Origin of the sequence: Peptidiphaga gingivicola, from assembly GCF_001652275.1 — a bacterium.
Taxonomy (GTDB): domain Bacteria; phylum Actinomycetota; class Actinomycetes; order Actinomycetales; family Actinomycetaceae; genus Peptidiphaga; species Peptidiphaga gingivicola.
Genome location: NZ_LVZK01000001.1, coordinates 207,436 through 229,864, shown reverse-complemented (window position 1 = coordinate 229,864; position 22,429 = coordinate 207,436). Strand labels below are relative to the sequence as shown.

19 protein-coding genes are annotated in these 22,429 nt (G+C 66.7%); 10 read left to right on the top strand and 9 right to left on the bottom strand.

All coding sequences use genetic code 11. The features are described 5' to 3' along the window. The first annotated feature begins 8 nt into the window (after positions 1-8). The 5 genes from A4H34_RS00960 to gdhA all read left to right on the top strand — a co-directional run bounded on the left by A4H34_RS00960 (position 9) and on the right by gdhA (position 7,093). Entirely contained in the window at positions 9-2,381 is a 2,373-nt protein-coding gene (locus tag A4H34_RS00960; RefSeq protein WP_197480379.1) for an ABC transporter permease, read from the top strand. A 113-nt stretch (positions 2,382-2,494) separates the two neighbouring features. After that, positions 2,495-3,235, top strand: a complete 741-nt coding sequence (locus A4H34_RS00955; RefSeq protein ID WP_082903121.1) for an ABC transporter ATP-binding protein — start codon at positions 2,495-2,497, stop codon at positions 3,233-3,235. Positions 3,236-3,591: 356 nt separating this feature from the next. Next, positions 3,592-4,545, top strand: coding sequence for an ABC transporter ATP-binding protein (locus tag A4H34_RS00950; protein ID WP_064230762.1), 954 nt, complete (start codon positions 3,592-3,594; stop codon positions 4,543-4,545). Further along, entirely contained in the window at positions 4,542-5,417 is an 876-nt protein-coding gene (locus A4H34_RS00945) for an ABC transporter permease (protein ID WP_064230761.1), read from the top strand. Before A4H34_RS00950 ends, A4H34_RS00945 begins: the two co-directional genes overlap by 4 nt. 338 nt (positions 5,418-5,755) lie before the next feature. Continuing rightward, the gene (gene gdhA / locus A4H34_RS00940; protein ID WP_064230760.1) at positions 5,756-7,093 is read left to right on the top strand and encodes an NADP-specific glutamate dehydrogenase; all 1,338 of its coding nucleotides are present in this window, start codon (positions 5,756-5,758) and stop codon (positions 7,091-7,093) included. Positions 7,094-7,166: 73 nt separating this feature from the next. On the opposite strand, the gene A4H34_RS00935 is transcribed toward gdhA, so the two are convergent. Both A4H34_RS00935 and A4H34_RS00930 read right to left on the bottom strand, forming a co-directional pair. Beyond that, positions 7,167-9,449, bottom strand: a complete 2,283-nt coding sequence (locus A4H34_RS00935) for a PTS fructose transporter subunit IIABC (RefSeq protein WP_064230759.1) — start codon at positions 9,447-9,449, stop codon at positions 7,167-7,169. Between the two features lie 334 nt (positions 9,450-9,783). After that, positions 9,784-10,764, bottom strand: a complete 981-nt coding sequence (locus tag A4H34_RS00930) for a 1-phosphofructokinase family hexose kinase (protein WP_064230758.1) — start codon at positions 10,762-10,764, stop codon at positions 9,784-9,786. A 322-nt stretch (positions 10,765-11,086) separates the two neighbouring features. Here A4H34_RS00930 and A4H34_RS00925 point away from each other — a divergent pair, with 322 nt between their 5' ends. The 4 genes from A4H34_RS00925 to purM all read left to right on the top strand — a co-directional run bounded on the left by A4H34_RS00925 (position 11,087) and on the right by purM (position 15,968). Further along, positions 11,087-11,470: a sterol carrier family protein gene (locus A4H34_RS00925; protein ID WP_009198368.1), complete on the top strand. Its 384-nt coding sequence runs from the start codon at positions 11,087-11,089 to the stop codon at positions 11,468-11,470. A 31-nt stretch (positions 11,471-11,501) separates the two neighbouring features. Next, complete coding sequence (locus A4H34_RS00920; RefSeq protein WP_064230757.1) at positions 11,502-13,106, top strand: RNB domain-containing ribonuclease; 1,605 nt, start codon at positions 11,502-11,504, stop codon at positions 13,104-13,106. A gap of 158 nt (positions 13,107-13,264) precedes the next feature. Further along, the gene (gene purF / locus A4H34_RS00915; protein WP_064231628.1) at positions 13,265-14,794 is read left to right on the top strand and encodes an amidophosphoribosyltransferase; all 1,530 of its coding nucleotides are present in this window, start codon (positions 13,265-13,267) and stop codon (positions 14,792-14,794) included. Positions 14,795-14,813: 19 nt separating this feature from the next. Beyond that, on the top strand, positions 14,814-15,968 hold the full coding sequence (purM, locus tag A4H34_RS00910; protein WP_269452281.1) for a phosphoribosylformylglycinamidine cyclo-ligase: 1,155 nt from the start codon (positions 14,814-14,816) through the stop codon (positions 15,966-15,968). 139 nt (positions 15,969-16,107) lie between these two features. On the opposite strand, the gene A4H34_RS00905 is transcribed toward purM, so the two are convergent. The 3 genes from A4H34_RS00905 to A4H34_RS10510 all read right to left on the bottom strand — a co-directional run bounded on the left by A4H34_RS00905 (position 16,108) and on the right by A4H34_RS10510 (position 17,398). Further along, positions 16,108-16,311: a DUF3073 domain-containing protein gene (locus A4H34_RS00905; RefSeq protein WP_009198372.1), complete on the bottom strand. Its 204-nt coding sequence runs from the start codon at positions 16,309-16,311 to the stop codon at positions 16,108-16,110. 128 nt (positions 16,312-16,439) lie between these two features. Next, positions 16,440-16,754 (bottom strand): DUF3618 domain-containing protein, encoded by a 315-nt coding sequence (locus tag A4H34_RS00900; protein WP_064230756.1) that lies wholly within the window; start codon positions 16,752-16,754, stop codon positions 16,440-16,442. Then, a complete protein-coding gene (locus tag A4H34_RS10510) occupies positions 16,751-17,398 on the bottom strand; it encodes a phage holin family protein (protein ID WP_197480378.1) in 648 nt (215 codons plus the stop codon). The genes A4H34_RS00900 and A4H34_RS10510 overlap by 4 nt, the downstream gene beginning before the upstream one ends. Before the next feature lie 172 nt (positions 17,399-17,570). Between A4H34_RS10510 and tpx the strand changes: the two genes are divergently transcribed. Continuing rightward, the gene (gene tpx / locus A4H34_RS00890; protein ID WP_009198376.1) at positions 17,571-18,065 is read left to right on the top strand and encodes a thiol peroxidase; all 495 of its coding nucleotides are present in this window, start codon (positions 17,571-17,573) and stop codon (positions 18,063-18,065) included. On the opposite strand, the gene A4H34_RS00885 is transcribed toward tpx, so the two are convergent. The 4 genes from A4H34_RS00885 to A4H34_RS00870 form a co-directional block, all read right to left on the bottom strand. Continuing rightward, a complete protein-coding gene (locus A4H34_RS00885) occupies positions 18,038-19,120 on the bottom strand; it encodes a bifunctional glycosyltransferase family 2/GtrA family protein (RefSeq protein ID WP_064230755.1) in 1,083 nt (360 codons plus the stop codon). The two genes, tpx and A4H34_RS00885, sit on opposite strands and share 28 nt — an antisense overlap. After that, positions 19,117-20,289: a phosphodiester glycosidase family protein gene (locus A4H34_RS00880; RefSeq protein WP_231870906.1), complete on the bottom strand. Its 1,173-nt coding sequence runs from the start codon at positions 20,287-20,289 to the stop codon at positions 19,117-19,119. Before A4H34_RS00880 ends, A4H34_RS00885 begins: the two co-directional genes overlap by 4 nt. A 292-nt stretch (positions 20,290-20,581) precedes the next feature. After that, positions 20,582-21,391 (bottom strand): permease prefix domain 1-containing protein, encoded by an 810-nt coding sequence (locus tag A4H34_RS00875; protein WP_064230754.1) that lies wholly within the window; start codon positions 21,389-21,391, stop codon positions 20,582-20,584. Further along, positions 21,391-21,720, bottom strand: a complete 330-nt coding sequence (locus A4H34_RS00870) for a PadR family transcriptional regulator (RefSeq protein ID WP_040322573.1) — start codon at positions 21,718-21,720, stop codon at positions 21,391-21,393. The genes A4H34_RS00875 and A4H34_RS00870 overlap by 1 nt, the downstream gene beginning before the upstream one ends. Positions 21,721-22,429: the final 709 nt, after the last annotated feature.

Genomic DNA, 22,429 nt, shown 5'->3' with positions numbered 1-22,429 from the left:
TGCTCCGCATGCTCCGCGCAGACCTGCGCCGCGGCGTCGCGCAATCCGCCGCCCTGACGGTTCTGATGTCCCTGGCCGTCGCCCTCGTCGCCATGAGCGCGGCACTCGGAATACGCGCCGGCTCCGCGGTCAACTCCCTGTGGAGGGAGGCAGTGCCGCCCGACGTCGTGCACATGTACGCCGGGACGCCCGACGCGAAGGGCGTCGCAAAATGGGTCGGCGGGCGTTCGGACGTCAAGGACTATCACCTCATGCGCTCCCTGCCCGTGCCCGTGCGGCAGCTGACGATCGCGGGCAAGAGCCAGGCCGATTCGGTGCTGGAGCCGGCCTTCGTCACCGCCCCCGAACGCTTCGACCTTCTGCTTGGCCAGAATGGAAAGCCGGTGCGCCCGGGGCCGGGGGAGATAGCGCTTCCCGTCCATTACAAGGCCGAGGGCATGGCCAAGGTCGGCGACGTCGTCCGCGTCCAAAGCGGCTCGCGGAGCCGCGAGCTCAAGGTGGTCGATTTCGTCCGCGACCCGCAGATGAATCCCTCGATGGTCACGTCCAAGCGCCTCGTCGTCCATTCCAGCGACTTCGCCGAATTCGACAAGCATCTCGAACCCGAGTACCTCATGGAATTCCGTTTGGCCTCCGGGACTCCGACCTCGTCTTTCATCTCCGATTTCGAGGCGAGCGGGCTTTCGAGCAAGGGAATCACGATCGACACGTCCATTCTCAAGCTGATGAACGGCGTGACGACGGTTCCGATCGCAGCCGTGGCGCTGCTCGTCGCGGTTTTGCTGGTGGTCGTCGCATCGCTCATCCTCAGGTACACGTTCCTCGCGGCGATGGAGGACGACCTTCCGCAGATCAGCGTGCTCAAGGCGGTCGGCGCGCCGCCGCGCGGGATCAAGCGCCTTTACCTGGTCAAGTACTTCGTTTTGACGGCGCTGGGGACGGCGGTCGGCTGCCTCCTGTCCTTCCCGCTGGCGGCGCCCCTCGACAAGGCCGTGCTTCTCTACCTCGGAGAGCCCGCCGCAGGGGCGTGGGACGTCGCCGTTCCGCTCGCCGCGGCGATTGCGCTCGGGCTCGCGATGGTCGGGTTCTGCTGCCTGATTCTGCGCCGCATCGACAAGCTTTCGGCCGTCCAGGCGCTGCGCACCGGCGTCAGCGGAAAGATCCGACCCAAGCGCCACCGCCTGAAGCTGACGTCTTTCAGGCGCGTTCCCGTGCATCTGTGGATGGGCGTGCGCGAGGCCTTCCGGCCCGCCTACGCGCTTTTGTTCGGCGTGCTCAGCGTGTGCACGATCGTCATGGTCCTGCCGGTGTGCGTCGTCACCACGATGGACAACCCCGGCTTCGCCGCATACCTGGGAATCGGCGGGGCCGACGTGCGCATGGACGTGAAGGAGATCGGCTCCTCGCGGGGCGGCGCCGACGGCCTTGACGAGGCCTTCGCTCGGGTCAAAGCCGACCCCGGCGTCTCCCGTGCAGTCAAGATGACCGTCCATCGGTACGACATGACCTCCGCCGGAGGAAAGAAAACCGTGGTGCTGGTCGAAAGCGGCGATCACACGGCGTTCCAGATGAACTACATGAGAGGGAAGGCCCCGGCCGCCCCGAATGAGATCGCCCTTTCCGCGAACCAGGCAAAAGAGGCCAAGGCCGACGTCGGAGACGCCGTGACGCTCACAGTTCCCCGGGGAAGGGCGGGCGACGGGCCATCGTCCCCTGCTGCCGGGCAGAGCCTCGACTCGCGGAAACTGCGGGTGACCGGCGTCTATCAGGACATCACCAACGGCGGCAAAACGGCCAAAACGCCGATGGAGACCGTCGCGGGCGACACGAGCGAGCCTGCCCAGCGGGTGATCTACGCCGACCTCAAGGAAACCGCCGATCCCGCCGAGGCCGTGGCGGGCCTGCGCGCGAAGCTTCCCGGGGTCGCCGTCGTGCAGATTCAGGACTACATCTCGCAAACGCTGGGCGCCACCATCTCGCAGATGCGCACGGTGTCTGTATTCGCGGGCGTCGTTTCGGCCGCTCTCGCCTTCCTCGTCTCGGCGCTCTTCGCCGTGCTCGTCGTCAAGCGCGAGACGCCTCAGATCGCCGCCCAGCTGGCGATCGGCGCGAGCAGGCGCGGCCTGCGCGGCCAGTATCTCATCCGCTTCGGCACAGTGCTCCTCATGGGAATCGCCGTGGGGGCGTTGGCGGTGCTCACGCTCGGCGAGGCGGCCGTCGGCGCGGTCCTCGGGATGCTCGGCGCCCCGAACCTGAGCCTCGTGGCCAATCCGTGGCTCGTATGGATCGCCCTCCCCGGCGTCCTCGCCCTGACGGTGGCCGGCGCGGTTCTCCTGGCCCTGCGCCGCATGCGGACCGCAGAAATGGCGGACGCCGAATGACCGCCCAATCACGCTCGGACGACGCGGCGAGCTCGAGCAACTCAACCAATTCGAACGACTCGACAAAACAGATCGCGAACAATCACGCGAAAGACTTGCGAAAGGAGACGGCGATGCCGATCTTGGAAGCCATTGACATAACGAAGGACTATGACTCGCGCGTGCTCCACGGGCTGAACGTGGCGATAGAGGCGGGATCGTTCGTCGCGATCATGGGCCCCTCGGGCTCGGGAAAGACGACCTTCCTTCACATACTCTCCGGCCTCGACCGCCCCACCGGCGGGACCGTCAAGGCGAGCGGCGAGGAACTGACCGGGATGAAGGAGAAGGACCTCGCGGCGCTGCGCCTGCGCCGCCTCGGGTTCGTCTTCCAAAACCCGCACCTCCTGCGCACGCTCTGCCTGCTCGACAACATCGCGCTGCCGGGATTCCTGGCCGGGGACGAGCCCCGCGAAGAGATCGTGGCCCGCGCTCGCGGGCTGATGGCGAGCATGGGAATATCGGAGCTCGAATCGAGCGACGTCGCCGAGGTCTCGGGCGGCCAGCTCCAGCGGGCGAGCATCTGCCGCGCCCTCATCAACGACCCGGAGATAGTCATCGGCGACGAGCCGACCGGCGCGCTCAACTCCGCCTCGGCGGCGCAGGTGCTCGATATCATGGGGGAGATCCGCGCCCGAGGCACGACGGTTGTCCTCGTCACGCACGACCCGACGGTCGCGGTACGGGCGGACAGGGTCCTTGTGCTTGTGGACGGGAAGATAACCGACGACGTCGCCCTCGGCCGCTACAGCCCCGACGCCGCAGCCGAGCGCACCGCGCGAGTGACCTCGCTTCTGGCCAGCCGCGGGGTGTGAGAAGGCCGCCGGCGTTGTTCACCGTTGTGAAGGCCCTGCCGTCCTCGCCCTCGGCGCTTCCCTCTAGACTGCTTGCCTTCTGCATGGGTCTTTCGCGTGGAGGAAATTCTCCTGCGCTTCGGCTGGGGAGGCACCCAATCTCGTCGATCAAAAGCATACCGTTCGGAATCGAATCTTGCCTGCCTTCGGTTCGCCGTCAAAATCGCGAAACCTCCCGATTTTGGCGCATTTGGACCGTGATCTGCGCCTCCGCGACGTCGCCTCGCTTGCGTTGGGGCAATTCCGTGATAATCTGTTTGGCATATACCGAACGGTATTCGCTTTGCAAGACATGAAGCGAAAGGAAGGGAAACGCGATGGAAGAGGTTCTCGCCGTCCAGGACCTGCACAAGCGCTTTGGCTCCGGCTCGCGCCTGGTTCGGGCGAACGACGGAATCACGATGGACGTAAAAGCCGGCGAGGTGGTCGGAGTCCTCGGCCACAACGGCGCCGGCAAGACGACGCTCGTCAATCAGATCGTCGGGCTGTACAAACCGCACTCGGGTTCGATCACCGTCGGCGGCGTCGACGTCGTGGCCGAGCCGGAGCTCGCCAGGCGGCTCGTAAGCGTCCAGGCGCAGGCAAACGTGCCGATCACCGGCATCAGCCCGCGCAAAGCCATCGAGCTGACGGGAAGGATTCGAGGGGGCCGACGCCGGGCGATGCGCGCCCGGGCCAGCGAACTGATCGACGTCCTCGACATGGGGGAGTGGGCGGACAAGCTCGCGGAGAAGGTCTCCGGCGGCGTCGCCCGCCTGACCGCCTTCGCCATGGCGGTGGCCCAGCCGGGGGATCTCGTCGTCCTCGACGAACCGACCAACGACGTCGATCCTGTGCGGCGGCGCCTGCTGTGGGACGAGGTTCGCCGGGTTGCCGAACGCGGGGCGGCCGTTCTGCTCGTCACGCACAACGTCAGAGAGGCCGAGCGGGCCGTCGATAGCCTCGTGCTCCTCAACCACGGAAAGATTCTCGCCTCGGGAACGCCCGCCTCGGTCGTCTCCCAGTTCGGCGACGGAGTGTACGTAGACATCGACGTCGAGCGCGGGCGCGAACCGGCCGTTCCCTCGGCTTGGCCCGTCGAGAAAGTCGATCCGACGCACATACGCGTCAAAGTCCATGAGAGCGAGGTGGCCGACGCCGCCGGTTGGGCCGTCAGAGCCCACGAAGCGGGGGAGATTTCCAGGTACGAGATCGGACCGGTCTCGCTGGAAGAGGCATACGTGGCGCTGACGACCGGCGGCGCGGCGAACGCAGAGGAGAAGGCGGCATGACCGGAGGAAGCAAAATGATCGAAAAAGGCGGCGCTGCCGCGGGCAACGCGATTTCCACGGGCGGTCCGAACGCGGGAGGGCCCTCGAAAACCGCAGCGGGCAAGCCCATTGCGCCCGGCGCATCGCCGAACCGCACGGTGGGGCCTTTAGGCCAGATCGGCCTGTTTATGCAGTGGCAGTTCAGGCGCCAATCAGTCACGATCCCGGTAATCATCGTTTTGCAGCTGTTCATCGCCGTCACCGTGGTGTTCGGATACAGCTACATCATCGGCGACATCGGGCGTCAGGAGAGCCTGTACCTTCTGACGGCGGGTCCCACGCTGTCCATCCTCACGCTCGGTTTCGCGCTGACCACGCAGGCCGTCGGGGCGTATCGAACCGAGGGGAGCTTCGACTGGATGCTCACTCTGCCCCTGGGCCGGCTCGCATTCGTCCTCGGCGACCTTTTGGTGTGGGGCCTTGTCGTGCTGCCCGGGCTCGTGATCGGGGCGGGCATGGGCGCGCTCCGCTTCGACGTCGACCTGTCGATCACGTGGTGGGCGGTTCCCGGCGCCATGCTGGTCTCACTCATCGCGGCCTCCGTCGGGTACACAGCGGCCGTTTTGCTCAAGGCGCAGGTCGCAATGCTCGTCGGCCAGCTGTGCATCTTCGTCTCGATGATCTTCGCCCCCATCACCTTCCCCGTCGAAAGGCTGCCGCAATGGCTCCAAACGGCGCATCAGTGGCTCCCCTTCGAGCCGATGGCGCAGATCATGCGGGGCGGCATCGCCTCCGAGGACTTCTCGGTTCCCGGGCGCTCGTGGGTCGTCCTCGCCGCGTGGGGCGTGGTCGGCCTGTTCGCGGTGACGACTGCGCTGCGGCATCGAAAGTGAGGTTGCGCGCCGCGGCGTCGGAAGCGAGGCCGTATGCTTCACGGTCGGGAGCGAAGCCCGCGGCTTAGGCGGGGCCGGAGTCGGGCCCGGCGCCGTTGCACCGGACGCGGGCCAATCCGGATCCTGGGCCAGCCGCTCATTCACGCGAGCGGCTGGCCCTTTTTCGGCTGTTTTCCTGGCTTTTCAAGGAGCCGTGACCAAAAACACGTAGTTTTCCCGCTCAAATAGTGAAATTTCTTTACTTGGTAACGAAACACCCGCGCATAATTATGGACGAAGTAAAACCGACCAGGGGCGGGCGCGCGGTTCACGTTGCCGCCCGGCAGATAGGAGCCACAATGAATGCGCAGGTTGAGAAAGTCTACGAGCAGGTTGTCGCGCGCAACCGCGGCGACCTCGAATTCCACCAGGCCGTGCGCGAGGTGCTCGACTCACTCGTGCCGGTGATCGAGAAGCAGCCGCAGTACGCCGAGAACGGACTTCTGGAGCGCTTGGTCGAGCCCGAACGGCAGATCGTCTTCCGCGTGCCGTGGATCGACGACGCCGGAAACGTCCAGGTCAACCGCGGCTTCCGCATCGAGTTCAACTCGGCGCTCGGCCCCTACAAGGGCGGCCTGCGCTTCCATCCGTCGGTCAACATCGGAATCATCAAGTTCCTCGGCTTCGAGCAGATCTTCAAGAACGCTCTGACCGGCCAAGGCATCGGCGGCGCCAAGGGAGGGTCGGACTTCGATCCGCACGGCAAGTCCGACGCCGAGGTCATGCGGTTCTGCCAGTCCTTCATGACCGAGCTTTCCCGGCACATCGGCCCGAACACCGACGTCCCCGCCGGCGACATCGGCGTCGGCGGCCGCGAGATCGGCTACCTTTTCGGCCAGTACAAGCGGCTTCGCAACCGCTACGACGCCGGCGTCCTCACCGGCAAGGGCCTCGGATTCGGCGGCTCGCTCGCGCGCACCGAGGCCACGGGCTACGGGACGGTCCTTTTCGCCCAGTCGATGCTCGGCACGAAGGGCGACTCGCTCGAGGGCAAAACGGTCGCCGTCTCCGGCTCGGGCAACGTCGCGATCTACGCCGTCGAGAAGCTCCAGGCCCTCGGGGGCAAGGCCGTGACGATCTCGGATTCCTCGGGTTATGTGGTCGACGAGGCCGGCATCGACCTTGACCTGCTCAAACAGGTCAAGGAAGTCGAGCGCGGACGCGTGGCCGACTACGTCGCCCGCCGCCCGGGCGCCAAGCTCGTGGCCGACGGAAGCGTGTGGGACGTTCCGGTCGACGTCGCCCTCCCCTGCGCCACCCAGAACGAGCTTGACGACAAGGACGCGGCTACGCTGTTGAAGAACGGCTGTGTGGCCGTCTCCGAGGGGGCGAACATGCCGTCCACCCCGAAGGCCGTCGAGGCATTCCAAGCCGCGGGAATCCTGTACGGCCCCGCAAAGGCGGCCAACGCCGGCGGCGTGGCGACCTCCGCGCTGGAAATGGAGCAGAACGCCGGGCGCACGCGTTGGGATTTTGCCACCGCCGAGAAGAAGCTTGCGGGGATAATGGAGGACATCCACAGCGCCTGCGTCGAGACGGCCGAGTTCTACGGCAAGCCCGGAGACTACGTGCTGGGCGCGAACGCGGCAGGTTTCACGAGGGTGGCCGACGTTATGATCGCCCACGGCATCGTCTGATTGTCTGATCCAATTTGTCTGCGGGCGGCCGGGGAAGCGGCCGCCCGCAAACTGTTGAAGGCGCCCGCCGGATTCAGGCGGCCGCCTGAACCTTGCCGGGGCTCTTTTCCCTGTTCAGGCTCTTCAAGAGGATGACGAGGGCCGCCGTGACGGCCATGCCTGCCAGGATCGCCAGGGCGAATCCGGCAAATCCGTCGATCGCGAAGGCGACGAAGATCCCGCCGTGCGGGGCGCGGGATCCAACGTGCATCAGCATCGTCAACGCGCCGGTGACGGCGCCGCCGACCATGGTCGCGGGGATGATCCGCAGCGGTGCGGCCGCGGCGAAGGGAATCGCCCCCTCGGAGATGAACGAGGCGCCCAGAAGCCACGCTGCCCTGCCGTTCTCCTGCTCCCCGCTCGTGAAGAGGCGCGGGCGAACCGCGGTGGCCAATGCGAGGGCGAGCGGGGGAACCATGCCCGAGGCCATGACCGCCGCCATGATCTCGTAGGAAGCGGTGGTCTCCGCCGCCAGGCCGGCGGTGGCAAAGAGGTAGGCGGACTTGTTGATCGGGCCGCCCAAGTCGAAGCACATCATGAGGCCAAGGATGATCCCCAGGAAGACGGAGCCGCCGCCCTCGCTCATCGACTTCAGGCCTTGTTCGAGGTTGTGCATGAGCGCTTCCAGAGGCCGTCCCAACAGCATGTACATGACGGAGCCGACCAGCAGCGTCGTCGCCAGAGGGATCACGACCACCGGCATGAGCCCGCGCAGCCAACGCGGAGTGCTCAGCCCGGTGAACCACGAGGCGACGTATCCGGCGAGTATTCCGCCGATGAGGCCGCCGATGAATCCCGAGTCGACGGCGACGGCCACCGCGCCCATGGCGAATCCGGGGGCGATGCCCGGGCGTCCGGCCAGGCCGAAGGAGATGTAACCGGCCAGGGCGGGCACGAGGAAGCCCATAGCGGCCGTGCCGATCATGTAGAAGACGGCCCCAAGGTACGCGAAGAAGGGGGAGCCGAACAGGGCGTGGGGCGCCCACATCGTGTTGGCCTTCCCGCCCACGGTCCGGGCGATGTCGGGCAGGTTCCACAGAGACGAGTGGGAGACGATGTTCTTGGCCACCTCGACCTTGGCGCCGTTGTGCTCGAAGCCGCCGATGTCGTATCCGCCGAAGAGATAGCCCAAGGCGATGAGCAGACCGCCGGCGGCGACGAAGGGGATCATGTAGGACACGCCCGTCATCACGGCTTGCTGGAGCCTGCGCGCCCAGTGGACGTTCTCCTCCTCGGTCGCTTCCTGCGCGGCCTGCGCGCCCGCCTGGACTCGCTTGGCGTGCGGGTCTTCGGCGGCGGCCAGCGCCTGATCGACGAGCGCTCCGGCGTCGTCGACGGCGGCCTTGACATCCACGTCGACGACGGGCTTTCCAGCGAAGCGCTCGATCCCTTTGATCGGAAGGGAGTGGGCGAAGACCACCGCGTCGGCCCGCTTGACGAGCTCGGGGTCGAGGGCCTCGATCTTCCCCGACCCCTGGCCCTCGACCGCGACGGTGACGCCGCGCTCGCTCCCCGCGCGCTCCAGGGCCTCTGCGGCCATGAACGTGTGCGCGATGCCGGTGGGGCAGGATGTGACGCCGACGATCACCTTCTTTTCAGACCGAGAGGCTTGCTCCTTCTCGGACCGAGAGGCTTGCCCGCCGCCGGCTGGCTTTTCCCGTTTTCCCGGCTCTGCGGAGGGCGCGGCGGCCTCGGACTTTGACGCGGAGGCCTCGCCGGCCGGGGTCGCCGTCGAGGCTGCGGCGCCCTTCGAGGACGTCGAGGCCGCGCCCCTTGTCTTCCCCACGGACGAGCCTGCGGCCGGGCTTTCGGCCGGCTCCGTAGCCGCTTCGAGCAGCTCGGGCTGAACCTGTCCGGTGACGATGCGGGCGACCTCCTCGGGGGTCTTCGCCGCGCGCAGCGCGCCTGTGAACGCGTCGTCCATAAGCCCGCGCGCCAGTTTGGCCAGAAGCTGGAGGTGGACGTCGTTCGCGCCGTCGGGGGCCGCGATCATGAAGACTATGTCGGCCGGCCGGTCGTCGTCCGCCCCGAAGTCCACCGGCTCGGCCAGCCGGGCGAAGCCAAGGCTCGCGGTGAGCACGTGGGCGCTGCGGCAGTGCGGGATCGCCATGCCGCCGGGAATGCCGGTGGGCGCGGTCGCCTCGCGCGCGAGGGCGTCTCCGGCCAAGCCGTTGGCGTCGTCGGCGCGCCCGGAGTCCCCGATCTTGCGCGCGAGGAATTTGATGACGTCTCTCCGGTGCGACCCTGGCGACGCGTCCAAGGCGACGAGTTCGGGAGTGATGAGCGGCGTCTGCTCGCTGGGTTGTTGTTCGGCCATGGTTTCTCCTTTGTTGCTTGTTTTCTTGTCTGTGGTTGGTTCGCTGGTTTTGCGGGTAAAATGTGGGGTTGTTTTGAGGGTGGACGTTGGTTAGTTTGTGGATTGAACAAAGGATTTTAGGGAACGGATATAGGTTTTCATGCAGGTCCTATGGGATCTGCATGTGGTTGATTTTTTATATTAAATTGTGCTTTTATATGCAGTTATGGTGTTTAATTGAAGTTGACTTGTTTTATATTTTTCGGGTTGGGTTATGTGTTTGTTTCCGGAGTGGGAATTGTGCTTGGCGACGCCGGACGGAGCGCAGAGGGACCTCGACGCGCGATAGACGGGTTCAGTTGAGTCGGACGATCTCAGAGGCCTGCGCGGGCAGGTCGCGCGGCGTGGGCAGGGCGGTGCCGGGAAGGCTTGCCGCGGCCGAGCCGTATGCCATGGCGGTGCGCAGGCACTCGGCCTGCCCGCCGCCGCGGACATCGGCCAGGATGAATCCCGCGATGGACGAGTCTCCCGCGCCTACGGTGGAGACGACCGGAACGGAGGGTGCGGTGGCATGCCAGGCGCCCTCGCCGGTGGCCAGAACGCCTCCCGCAGGTCCCAGAGTCGCCAAAACGGCGCCGATCCCGAGCTCGACGAGGATGCGCGCTGCCTCGGCCACCGGGCCGAAGTCGCCGGCGACGGCGGCGTCCTCCAAGTCCGTCGCGCCTCGGCCGGCCAGCTGGGCGAGCTCCTGCCCGTTGGGCTTGATCAGGTCCGGCGCGCAGTCCGGAAGGCCGGCCGCCAGGGCCGCAAGGGGGGCGTCCGAGGTGTCGACGGCGATGCGCACGCCCAGAGGCCGGAGCAGGCCGACGAGGCGGACATACCAGTCGACTGGGGCTCCCGGCGGAAGCGACCCGGAGAGCACCGCCCAGCTGCGCCCGTCGGAGGCGGGGCGCAGCTCCTCGGACAGCGCGGCTTCAACGGCTGCGACCTCGGCCTCGCTCAGGCCCGCGCCGGACTCGTTGAGCTTCGTCGTCGTTCCGTCGGGCTCGGTGACGGCGGTGTTGATTCGGGCCGCCCCGGCCACGGGAACGGCCCGGCAGGCCAGGCCCGGCAGGCCGAGGGAATCGATCGCCCTGAGAAGCGGGTCGTCCGACGCGGCGGGGACGAGGGCCGTGGCCTCCTGGCCGGAGGAGGCCAGCACGCGGGCGACGTTGACGCCCTTCCCGCCGGGCTCGACCGTGACGGAGCCCAAACGGTTGACGGCCCCGCGCAGCAGCGGGCCCGGCAGTGTGACGGTGCGATCGAGAGACGGGTTTGGAGTGAGGGTGACGATCATCTGGCGGAACCTTTATCGAACTTCAGAGGGCATATGCGGCAGACGAGGCGGACGAGCTGCAGCGCGCGGGCCTCATTGGCGCGGACGGCGGCGAGGGGAACGCTTCGGCGTCGGCCCGCCGACGTCCCCTGGCGCACGTCGCCACGTCCTCGCCGGGCGCGCCCCCCGTATGCCCGCCCGAATCGGCGATGGCGGCCTAATCGCCCGCCTACCTATCAGTTTACGCCTGTTCGCGCTTATTTGCGTGGTGAATACACGGCATGTGAGAGCGCGGGGCGGGTGAGCGGCCGGATCGCCCTCGCGCGGGTATAACCTTGGGAGCATGCCGGGAACGATCGAACCGCATGAGGCCATGCCGCTTTTATCCAGGGCAGCGGCCGGAGAGACCCTGGAGTCGGGCCAGGCCCGCACCGCCGCCCGCTTCGCCCTCCGTGAGCTTGCGCAGCGCTGCCCGGGGCACAGCGTCGAGGTGCGAGTCCCCTTCGCCGGGGCGGTCCAGATTGGCCGAGGGCCAGCCCACAGGCGCGGCACTCCGCCCAACGTCGTCGAGATGGAGGTCGGCGTCTTCCTCGGCCTCGTCGTCGGCTCGATGACCTGGAACGATGCCGAAAGGTCAGGGAAGGCCACGGCGTCGGGCGCCCGGGCGGACCTCGGCCCGTGCTTTCCGCTGTTCACCGACGCGACGCTAGGCCGCTGGGCGGAGTGACAGCCTCCTTTGGCGCCGATAGGCTGAGTCAGTGCCACAACGTCTCATCAAAACGAACGTCGCCGGATCCCGCGCGGTCGCCGGGGCCCTCGCCGCGCTGAGGGAAAAGCTCGGAATTGCAGCCGACTTCCCCGCGGAGGCCGCAGCCGACGCCGAGCGCGCCGCCGCGCGCTGGAAAGGCGACCCCGATTTCCGGGCGCGCTTCGTCGATCGGTGCGACATCCCCTTCGTCACGGTCGATCCGGCCGGCTCGCTTGACCTCGACCAGGCGTTCTTCATCGAGCGCGAAGGCGACGGCTATCTCCTTCGATACGCAGTCTCCGCCGTCGGAACGTTCATCGAACCGGGCGGGCCGCTGGACGGGGAAACCCACCGCCGCGGGCAGACCTTTTACGGACCCGACGGTTCGATTCCGCTCCACCCCGAGGTCCTTTCGCACGGCGCCGCGTCTCTGCTTCCCGGCGAAGGGCGCCCCGCCTACCTCTGGTACCACCACCTCGACGCCGCCGGCGAGCTCACGTGGACGTGGGTCGAGCTGGCCGCCGTCCGCTCAGTGGCCAAGCTCAGCTACGACCAGGTTCAATCCGCCCTCGACGGCGGCCCTCCGCTTCCCCCGGAGGTGAAGGAAGACCAGGTTGCGCTCCTCGCCGAAGTCGGCTTGAAGCGCCAAATCCTCGAGGCTTCCCGCGGGGGAATCTCCCTGGCGCTGCCCGCCCAGGCGGTCGAGCCCGACAACGGCGGGTACCGGCTCTCCTACCGCACGATGACGCGCGTCGAGGAATGGAACGCGCAACTGTCCCTCGTGACGGGCATTGCCGCCGCCCGGCTCATGGGAGACGCGAACGTCGGCATTCTCAGAACGATGCCGCCCGCCGAGCGGCGCGACGTCGAGCGTCTGCGCTCGGTTGCCCGGGCTCTCGGCCTGACCTGGCCGGAAGGCGTGAGCTACCCGTACTTCGTCCGCGGGATCAGCGCGCACAGCTCGGCCGGCGCGGCCTTCCTCAACGAGGCCGTGAGCCTGTTTCGCGGAGCCGGGTACCGGGCTCTGCCCGCCGGCGGCGGCGGAGGCGAGAACCGCGGAGAGGCCAGGCATCGCGGGGAGACGGTGCTCGACCACGCCGCCCTCGCGACGAGGTACGCGCATGTGACGGCGCCGCTTCGCCGGCTCGCCGACAGGTATGCGCTCGAAACCTGCCGCTGCATCTGCACGGGCGACGATCTGCCGGCGTGGGTTCGCGAGGGCCTCGGCAAGCTTCCCGAGGAGATGGCCGCTTCCGCCAAGATCGCCGGCCAGTACGAACGCGGCGCCCTGGACGCCGTCGAGGCGCTCGTGCTCGCCGGGCGCGAGGGGGAGGCGTTCGACGGCGTCGTCGTCGACGTGCTTCGCCGGCGCGGCAAGCCGGCCGCCGGGGAGGATGCGCGCGGCGTCGGCAAAGTGATGATCCGCGAGCCCGCGGTCCAGGCGACGATCGTCGGCGATCCGCTCGTTCGCGGGGAGAGGGTGTCCGCTGTTTTGCACAAGGCCGATGTTGCGACGTCGACCGTCGAATTCCGTCTCTTAGGGGGCCCAGGCCCCTCATCCGACGAGGGAGCGGCGCCGCCGTCCCGAAAGGCGCCGAACGCCGCAGGCTTCTGATCCGACAGGGCGCAGGCGGGCCCGCCGTAGAATCCCCAGCTGCCCTCGTCGTCGATCCTGATCCGACAGGGCGCAGGCGGGCCGCTCGCCGCGAACTCATCCGACATCCGAGAAACGACGGATGAAAGTGACCCGCATTGTGAGACAATTGGTCCGTGGTGGCTGATGGGCGCTTGACCGCCGAGCTCTTCCCCGGCGAAAAACCGCAGGAAGAATGCGGCGTCTTCGGAGTGTACGCACCCGGTCAGCCGGTGGCTCAGCTGGCGTACTACGGGCTCTACGCTTTGCAGCATCGCGGGCAGGAATCGGCGGGAATCGCCGTGTCGAACGGCCAGACGATTCTCGTGTACAAGGACATGGGCCTCGTCTCGCAGGTGTTCGACGAAAAATCGCTGTCCACGTTGAACGGGCACATGGGCGTCGGCCACGTTCGCTACGCGACCACCGGCGCCTCCGCCTGGGAGAACGCCCAGCCGACCCTGGGCCCCACCCGTTTTTCATCGCCGTCCGCAGGCCCGGCGCCGGGCGACGCGCATTCGGGAACCGTCGCGCTGGCCCACAACGGGAATCTCACGAACACCGCGGAGCTGATGGAAGAGGTCCGTGCGCGCTCGGGCGAGGACCTCACGGGCGAGCTCGGCCGCGGCTCCTCCACGGACACGGCGGTTCTCACCGCGCTGTTCGGCTGCGTCGACGCGCAGAGCCTCGCCGATGCGGCCCTGAGCGTCCTTCCGCGCCTGGAGGGGGCTTTCTCCCTTGCTTTCATGGACGAAACCCACCTCTATGCCGCGCGCGACCGGCACGGTTTCCGCCCCCTCGTGCTCGGTAGGCTCGACGGCGGATGGGTCGTGGCGTCGGAAACCGCGGCACTGGACATCGTCGGCGCCGAATTCGAGCGGGAGGTCAGCCCCGGCGAGTTCCTCGCCATCGGCGAAGACGACGTCGAGTCCCACATGTGGGCCGAGCCGAAGAAGGCGGGATGCGTCTTCGAATACGTCTACCTCGCGCGCCCGGACACGGCCATCGCAGGGCGGTCCGTCAACTCGGCGCGCCTGGAGATGGGCCGCATCCTCGCCGAAGAGCACCCGGTCGAGGCCGACCTCGTCATCGCCACGCCGTCTTCGGGCACGCCCGCCGCCATCGGATACGCGCAGGGGTCGGGCATCCCCTACGGCCAAGGACTGGTGAAGAACGCCTACGTCGGACGAACCTTCATCGCCCCCACGCAGCTGCAACGCCAGCGAGGCATCCGCCTCAAGCTCAATCCCATGAAGGAAGTGATCGAGGGCAAGCGGCTCGTCGTCGTCGACGATTCGATCGTCCGCGGCAACACCCAGCGCGCCCTCGTCGCCATGCTGCGGGAGGCCGGGGCCGCGGAGGTGCACATCCGCATCTCCTCGCCGCCGGTGACCTGGCCCTGCTTCTTCGGGATCGACTTCCCCACCCGAAGCGAGCTCATCGCCAATTCGATGGGCGTCGAGGAAATCTGCGACGACGTCGGCGCCGACACCCTCGGGTACATATCCCTCGACGGCATGGTGCGGGCGACCGAGCAAGCCCGGAAGGATCTGTGCACGGCTTGCTTCACGGGAGGCTATCCCGTGGACGTCGCGAGCGTTGCGGCCTCTTCGGGGTCCGACCTCCTCGGCGGGCCCGCGGGCACGTGCGATCCGTCGGAAAGACAGTGAAACGACCATTGGAGGAACGGTGAAAGAACGGGTGTCCGCCTACGCGGCGGCCGGGGTCGACACGGAGGCCGGGGACCGCGCCGTCGAGCTCATGAAAGCCGCCGTCGGGCGCACGCTCGGCGCCGACGTCGTCGGCGGAGTGGGGGGCTTCGCCGGAATGGTAGACGTCTCCGCCCTGAGAGAGTTTCAAAGGCCCCTTCTGGCGACGTCGACCGACGGCGTCGGAACGAAGATCGCCATAGCCCGTGCCCTCGACGTGCACGACACGATCGGCCAGGACCTCGTCGGCATGGTCGTCGACGACATCGCGGTGGTCGGCGCGCGCCCGCTCCTCATGACGGACTACATCGCCTGCGGGCGCGTCGACCCCGAGCGGATCGCCGACGTCGTGCGCGGCGTCGCGCGGGCGTGCGAGTTCGTGGGCGTCCCTCTTCTGGGCGGGGAAACGGCAGAGCACCCCGGCCTCATGGCGCCTGACGACTACGACGTCGCCGGCGCGGCCACCGGCGTGGTGGAGGCCGACGAGGCCCTCGGCCCCGAGCGCGTCGAAGCGGGCGACGTCGTCCTCGCCATCGCCTCCAGCGGGTTGCATTCCAACGGGTACTCGCTCGTGCGCCGAATCGTCGCCGAATCGGGCTGGCCTTTGGACCGCGATGTGCCCGAGTTCGGGCGGACGCTGGGGGAGGAGCTCTTGGAGCCCACGCGGCTCTACTCTCCGCTGTGCCTGGAGGTTTCGGGGAGGGTCCACGCTTTCTCGCATGTGACGGGCGGCGGGCTGGCGGCCAATCTGGCGCGGGTCGTGCCCGCCGGGATGCGTGCCTCGATCGACCGCTCGTCCATCGAAGTCCCACCGGTTTTTTCGATTGTGCGCGAGCTTGGCAGGGTCGCTTGGGAAGACCTTGAAGACACGCTCAACATGGGAGTCGGAATGGTCGCCGTGCTCGCGGAGGAAGAGGTCGACGCCGTCGTCGCCTCCAGTGCGGCCCGCGGCTGCGCTGCCTGGCCGATCGGAGTCGTGTCCGAGGACGTCGATGCGGGCCAAGGGGCAGCTTCGGACGCGGGCGCCAGCAGGGCCGCTGGCTCGGACGCTTCACGCGCCGCCTCAGAGCGAGTCGTCGGCGGAACGAAGGGCGTGCACGGCGGAACCGTCCGGGTTTTTGGGGCCTATCGTTGAATCTGCGAACCGTTGAGTTTGCGGAGCCTGCCGTTAAAAGAGCGCCATTAAGCGAAATCTCGATTCGTCGGCCAAGTGAGGTTGGCGAGGGCGGTGCGAACGGGAGCGAACCCGTTCGCACCGCCCTCGCCAGACGTCGTCAGCGCGATGGCTTCCAGTCGTCTTCGTCCCACTCGTCCGTGGCGGGCGGGACGTCGTACTTGTCGTAGTCGTCCTGCTCGTCGTCGCTCTTTGAAGACGCTTTGAGCTCGCGCTCCAAGGCTTCATAATCGGTATCCGGGGTGAAATACTTGAGATCTCTAGCTACTTTGCGTTGCTTAGCCTTTTGACGGCCGCGCCCCATGGCTCGACCCCCTTCGTCTCATCGCGGGGCAAGCTCGATGGCGCCCCAATGGTTTACTCATCCGTTCGCGTTCTATAGCTTAGCGCGCATGGGTGCGTCAGCGCCACGTCGAACGCGTGCGATTGCCCTCAAACGCGTTTTTTGGCCCGCCGACGGCGCGCGAACTTCAGGGCGAGGACGCCGACGACTGCCGCCGCGGCGCCGCCGACGATCGCCAAGGCGCGCCGGTCTCCCCGCTTGGCGTCGGACACGACCCCCTTGACCGTCTCAGCGGCATGAGAGGCCTTGGCCTTGACCTGTTTCTTGGCGTCCTCCGCCAGAGTCGAGGGGTTGAGCCGCGCAGCCAGCTCATTGACCGTGGCGGTCATCGATTCGCGGGTCGCAGCGAGATTGGCCTCGATCTGCTCGATGTCTTTGTCGTCGTCGTTGGGTTTGTTGCTCACTTTTTCAATCCGTTCTTGAAGGCAGCGACGTCTTTGCCGAATCCGTCGCCGGGGGACACCTTGTAGGCCTGCGACGCCTTTAGCTTCTTCGCCCCGAGAAGCGCGAAGGCTCCCGCGAGCAGAAGCAGCGCGGTCGTCACGATGAGGAAGCCCGCCCACACGGGAAGCCATATTGCAAGGACGAGGGCGAAAGTCACGAGAAGCATCCCCGTCGCATACAGGCCGATGAATGCGGCGATGCCCAGATGGACTCCGCCCATCCCCAGGTTCTTGACCTTGGCCTTGAGGTTCGCCTGAGCGTACTCCAGCTCCCCGCGCACCAGGGTTGAGGCCTGCGAGGAAAGGTCTGCGACGAGGGAGCCGATGGTGGGCTTGTCCGCGCCCGAAGGTTGCGCGGCCGCGGCGCCGGGCTGCGTCGTCGTGCCTCCAGGGTGCGTCGTCGTGCCTCCGGGCTCGCCGCCGACGCCGGAAGGGCGGGAAGCGGCCGAGGTAGCTCCCGAAGCGGCTGGAGCGGCCGTGCGTGCGGCCTCCGAGGCTCCCTTCAGGGACTCTCCGTCCTGCCGACGCATCTGCTCCCGAAGCTTCGCATACTCTGCTTGCGCGCGAGCTCGCAGCGCCTCTTCTTGCGCATTAGAATTGTCCACCCTCATTCCCCTTCGTATCGCGGCGGTCGACAATGCACAACTATTCTCACCCACGAGGGCGAAAAAGGCGAAGCCCACTCACCGTTTTCCTCCCCGCCCGCAGCCCTCGGTTCGTTATCAGCGATACTTTTGCATCTTGCGCGATTGCGTTCGACGCGTCGAAAATTGACTTATGTCTACCATTCGTTTCCATGGAGAACCCGCCAACACCGTCGGCGAACTGCCGGCCGTCGGCTCCGCCGCGCCTGCCTTTGCCCTCACGGCCGCCGACCTTTCCGACCTGACGAGCGAGTCCCTCGCGGGCAAGCGCGTCGTCCTCAACATCTTCCCGAGCATCGACACCGGCGTGTGCGCCGCGTCGGTCCGCGAGTTCAACAAGCGGGCGGCGTCTTTGGACAACACGGCGGTGGTCTGCGTCTCGGCTGACCTTCCGTTTGCCGCCAGCCGTTTCTGCGCGGCCGAGGGCATCGACCACGTCCTCGTCGGTTCCTCGTTCCGGTCGAGTTTCGGCAAGGACTACGGGGTCACCCTCCTCGACACTCCGCTGGCCGGGCTTCTCGCCCGCGCCGTCGTCGTCCTCGACGCCGAGGGAACCGTCCTCCACCGGGAACTCGTTTCCGACATCGCCGACGCGCCCGACTACGATGCCGCCGTAGCGGTGCTCTGACGAGCCCTTCCCGAACCTTCCTTCAGCGCCCGCCCGTGCGGGCGCGTGCGAAAGATGAAGCGGCGCTGCACCGCGAAGCTCACGGCGAACCCAAGAACGTCCGTGGCGATCTTCGCCAGCCACAGCGGCACGTGCAACAGGCCGAGCGCCTCGACGCCGGCGTACGTCACGGCCATGAGAACGAGCGCCAGCAGGGTGTACTGCCTGACCTGACTCCATGTCCTGTCGGTCGAATGGTCGCGGAACACTCCCAGCTTGTTGAGGGCGAAGTTGACGACGCCGGACGTCAGCCGCGAGCCGACGACGGCAGCCAGAAGGTTGAAATGGCCCGCCAGGGCCAGGAAAAGGGCGAGCTCGAGGGCCCAGCAAAACACTCCCGCGCCCGCAAAGGCGAGCAGGGGGCGGAACACACGCCACGAATCCCGCAGCGGACGGAAATGCGAACCCGAGTTCGCGTCGATGTACACGGTTTCGATTGGCGTCTGCACGATTCGCCGCTTGGCGTCCGCAGCCGCCAGCAAGGCGTTGAGCTCCCACTCGAAACGGTCCCCGGGAACGTCGAGCAGGTCTTTGAGCTGGTCGGGTCCGTATCCGCGGAGCCCCGTCTGGGTGTCGGAGACCTTCACTCCCGACGCCAGCCTGAAGAACTGCGCGCTCATCGCGTTGCCGAAACGAGACCTGGCCGGCACGTCGCCCGCGAAGGCCCGCACTCCCAGCACCAACGCCTGCGGATCGCTGCGCGCCTCCCGGGCGACCGCGGCGATGTCGGCGGGTCTGTGCTGGCCGTCCGAATCGGCGCAGACGACCTCCTGGCCGGGCGCGTTTTCGAGGCACCACCGGAAGGCTGTTCGCAGCGCGTAGCCCTTCCCGCGGTTTCTGTAGTATCCGATGACCCGCGCGCCGTTGTCCCGCGCCTCCTGGAAGATGGGGCAATAGCCGGGGCCGGACCCGTCATCGACCACGAGGATTTGCGCGTCCGGGAGCTCCCTGCGGATGTCGCAGACGAGGTCGGGGAGCCTGCGATCGGGTTCGAGCGAGGGAATGACGACGATCATGACAGCTTCTCCACGTAGAGGATGTCCGACGTTCCGCGCTCACCGCCGTTGGAGGGCTCGTTGATGACCTCGCCGTTGAAGTACATGGTCGAGGAGCCGCCGCCGTCGAGGTTGTAGGCGGTGACGCAGCCCTGCTCGAGCATGATCTTGGCGGCTTCGGTCATCGTGACGCCGCGCGAGTATCCGGCGTCCCTTCCATCGACGACGACGAAGACCAGCGTGCCGTCCTTCTTCGCGCCGACCAGGGTGCGCGGCTGGTTGCCCTGGATTGAGTGGTTGCCGAAGTTCGTGTCGATCTCGACGTCGTCGATCCCTTCCACGATCTTTCCGTTCTTGACGAGCGACGGGCCGAAGGACAGGGTGTTCCACACGCCTTCCTTGACGAGTTTCTGGCCGTTCGTGCTGGTTTCGTCGTAGATCTTCACCGACCCGTCGCGGTAGAAGGCGAGGCCGGCGCGGGCGCCGTCGTCACGGTAGACGACCCCGTTGCGGATGACGATTCCGCTGCTTCTGAAGCCGTAGTAGTCGCCGTTGATCGCGAAGATCGCGTTGTTGTTCGAGGCGATGGTCGAGGTCTTCTGGGTGATGTTGCGGCCGAACTGGTTGTTGGCGAAGGCGGACTTCAGGGCGGTCGCGTCCGTGAGCTTCACGGTGGCGACGTAATAGGTGACAGTGTTGTTCCCGGAGCCGGTGGCAATCTGTTCGACCTTGACCGTGCCGTTCGCTCCCGTGTACGAGCTGTCCGTCACGGTCGTTTTGACATTGCTGCTCGAATAGTCCTTCGCGGCGTTCGACGCGGACGCCTGCTGCTTGGCCTCGTACTCCTTGACGTTCGAGATTTCGACATGGTCGATGACGTAGCGGTTGAGCGCCCAAGCGGTTCCCGTTCCGACGGCGAGCGCGACGGAGAGCGAACTCGCTGCGACGATGCGCCGCCGCCGCTTGTACTTGCGGGGGTTGGCCGCGCGCTTGGCCGCCTTGGCGGCCTTCCGCCGCTTCCGGCGCGAAAGCCTTTCTGCGGGAAGGTCGCTTGCTGAAAGGTCGCTTGCCGACTGATCCTCGGCCGGCTCGTCGCCCGCGGGCTGGCCGTCGACGGGATCGCTGCTTGCGGACTGGTCCTTTGCGGGCAGCCTGCATTCGACCGGCGGCCAACTGCCGCTGGGCTGCACGCGTTCGGCGGTCAGCTGGCCGCCGACGGGCTGGTCGCCGGCAAGCCGTTCGTGGGCGTTTGCGAGATGTTTGCTCCCGTTTGCGGGGGGGCGGCGGTGTGGAGGCCGCCTTTTTGCGCTCCCGTCCGTTCTCGGTGGCGTTGCTGTTAAAAGGCGTTGTCTTGTCGTCCATGCTTCAAGTGTGAAAGCCTGGACCGGAGATTTACTGGAGCTTTTCTGGAAGTCTACTGGAGTAAAGTTTTACGAACGTGAAGATTTAGCATCGGTTTGTTTGTTATTGGACTGCGGGCATTCAGGGCATTAGGTCGTTCTTGCGCCTGCCTCGGCGGTTTGACCAAGCCGAAGCGATGATCACCGCAGGCCCGAAGAGGACTCCGGCGATGGGCCAAATAAGCCACGAGACGGCCCAAGCTTTCCAGATGAAGCTCCACAAAAGGTAGATGGAGGTGATGACGGGCCAGAAGACGGCGGCGAAGATGTCGACTCGAGTGCCCGGCTCATCGTCCCGGTTTGCCCACTTCCGCCCGTAGTCCCACCACTGGTCCCTGTTGTCGGACGGTCTGTGCGCTTGGCGTGCCTCCGAGTCGGGGTCGATGAAGCGGGTCTCCGCGAAACCGGAGGCTGCGGAGCCGGTCCTCGTTGAGCCGGCCGTGAATGAGTCGGCCGTGAATGAGCCGGCCCTCGGTCCCTCGGCTGGCGGGGCTGCGGCAGAGCCGTCTGCGGCGGAGGCGCGGGGGCGGGCGCCTGAGGGGGCGGCATGCGCGGCGTGGGCGCCCGCGGGGTTGGCGCCTCGCGCTGCGGCGTCGTCGGAACCGCGCGTCGCCGAGCCGGGGGATGTCGCGTCGCGGGCGGCGTCGTCGGCGTGTGCGCTGCTCGCGCGATTGAGTTCGGTTGAAATGCCGAGCACTTCGGCGAGTTCGTCGAGATTGCCGAACTCGGCGATGACCGCCCCGACGGCCTCGTTGTGCGAATTTCCTTGCGCGACCCTGGCAGAGTAGGCGTCCTCCATCATCCCTCGCAGTTCCTCTTTCGCCGAGTCGAGTCGGGGGCTGGAAGCGTAGGGAGAGAACATGGTGTCGAGATAGGCGTAGACGACGTCCATTAGTGACTTCCTTTCACAAATCGATCGACGACGGCTCGTGTGGCTTTCCACTCGGCGATTTTGGAGCGCAGGGATGCTCGCCCTTCGTCGGTCATTCGGTAGTAGGTTCGTGGTTTTCCCGACTCGGAGACGTCGGGAAACGAGGCGACGAGGCCTGTGGCTTCGAGGCGCTTGACCGCGCTGTAAAGCGTGGTCTGCTTGATGGCGTAGGCGCCGCCCGAGATTTCGGTGATGGTCTTGACGAGTTCGTAGGGGTAGGAGGCGTGTTCCCGCAGAATCGAAAGGACCATGAGGTCGATGTATCCGCGGATGGCGTCGCCGCCGATCATGGGATTCCTTTCGTCCGGGGTTGTGTGCAGGTATGTCAGGTACTGATGCTGGGACGCGATCAAACCTGAAGTCGCTGGCTTTTGAGGCTCGACCAGCCCTGCTTCCATGAGGCTCGATCGACCATGCTTCGATAAGCGTAGTACGTCAGACGTAGTATCGCAAACGTGGTTGTGGGAATTGGTTTCCCGAAGCTTTCGGGGAGGGATGCCGTTTTGGCGGCGGGCTGTTGGGGCGGCGGAGTTGTTGGGGCGGCGAGGCTGTTGGGGCGGCGAGGCTGTTGGGACGGCGGGTTGGTTCGGAGGGGATTGCTGAGGCAGTGGATTGGCTCGGAGACGGAGAGGTTCGGTGAAGCGGAGCTTTGGGGGCGAGATTTTTGGGGCGGGCGGGAGGGCAGGTGTGGAGCGGAGTGCTTCTTCCCGGCAGATTGCCTTCGGGGCGAGGATTGTCTCTTGGGGGCAGAGGCGTTCGTCGTCGCACGCGCCTAGTTTTTCTCAGGAAAGACCCCGGAGATGCTCGGTACGCGTGTCCAAACGATTCGAGGGTCGCTCATGCGATTCTCCCTTTGTGTCTCGACGGGGATGCCTTGATTGGGAACGTCGGGGGGGGCGATTGTCCGGGATTGTGCTTCGCGGGCCTTTGCCCTTCGGCGAATGGAGGCGTCGACCGTCGCTTAACGAGCCTCGTTTACTGTTGCTGGCGCTGCGCATC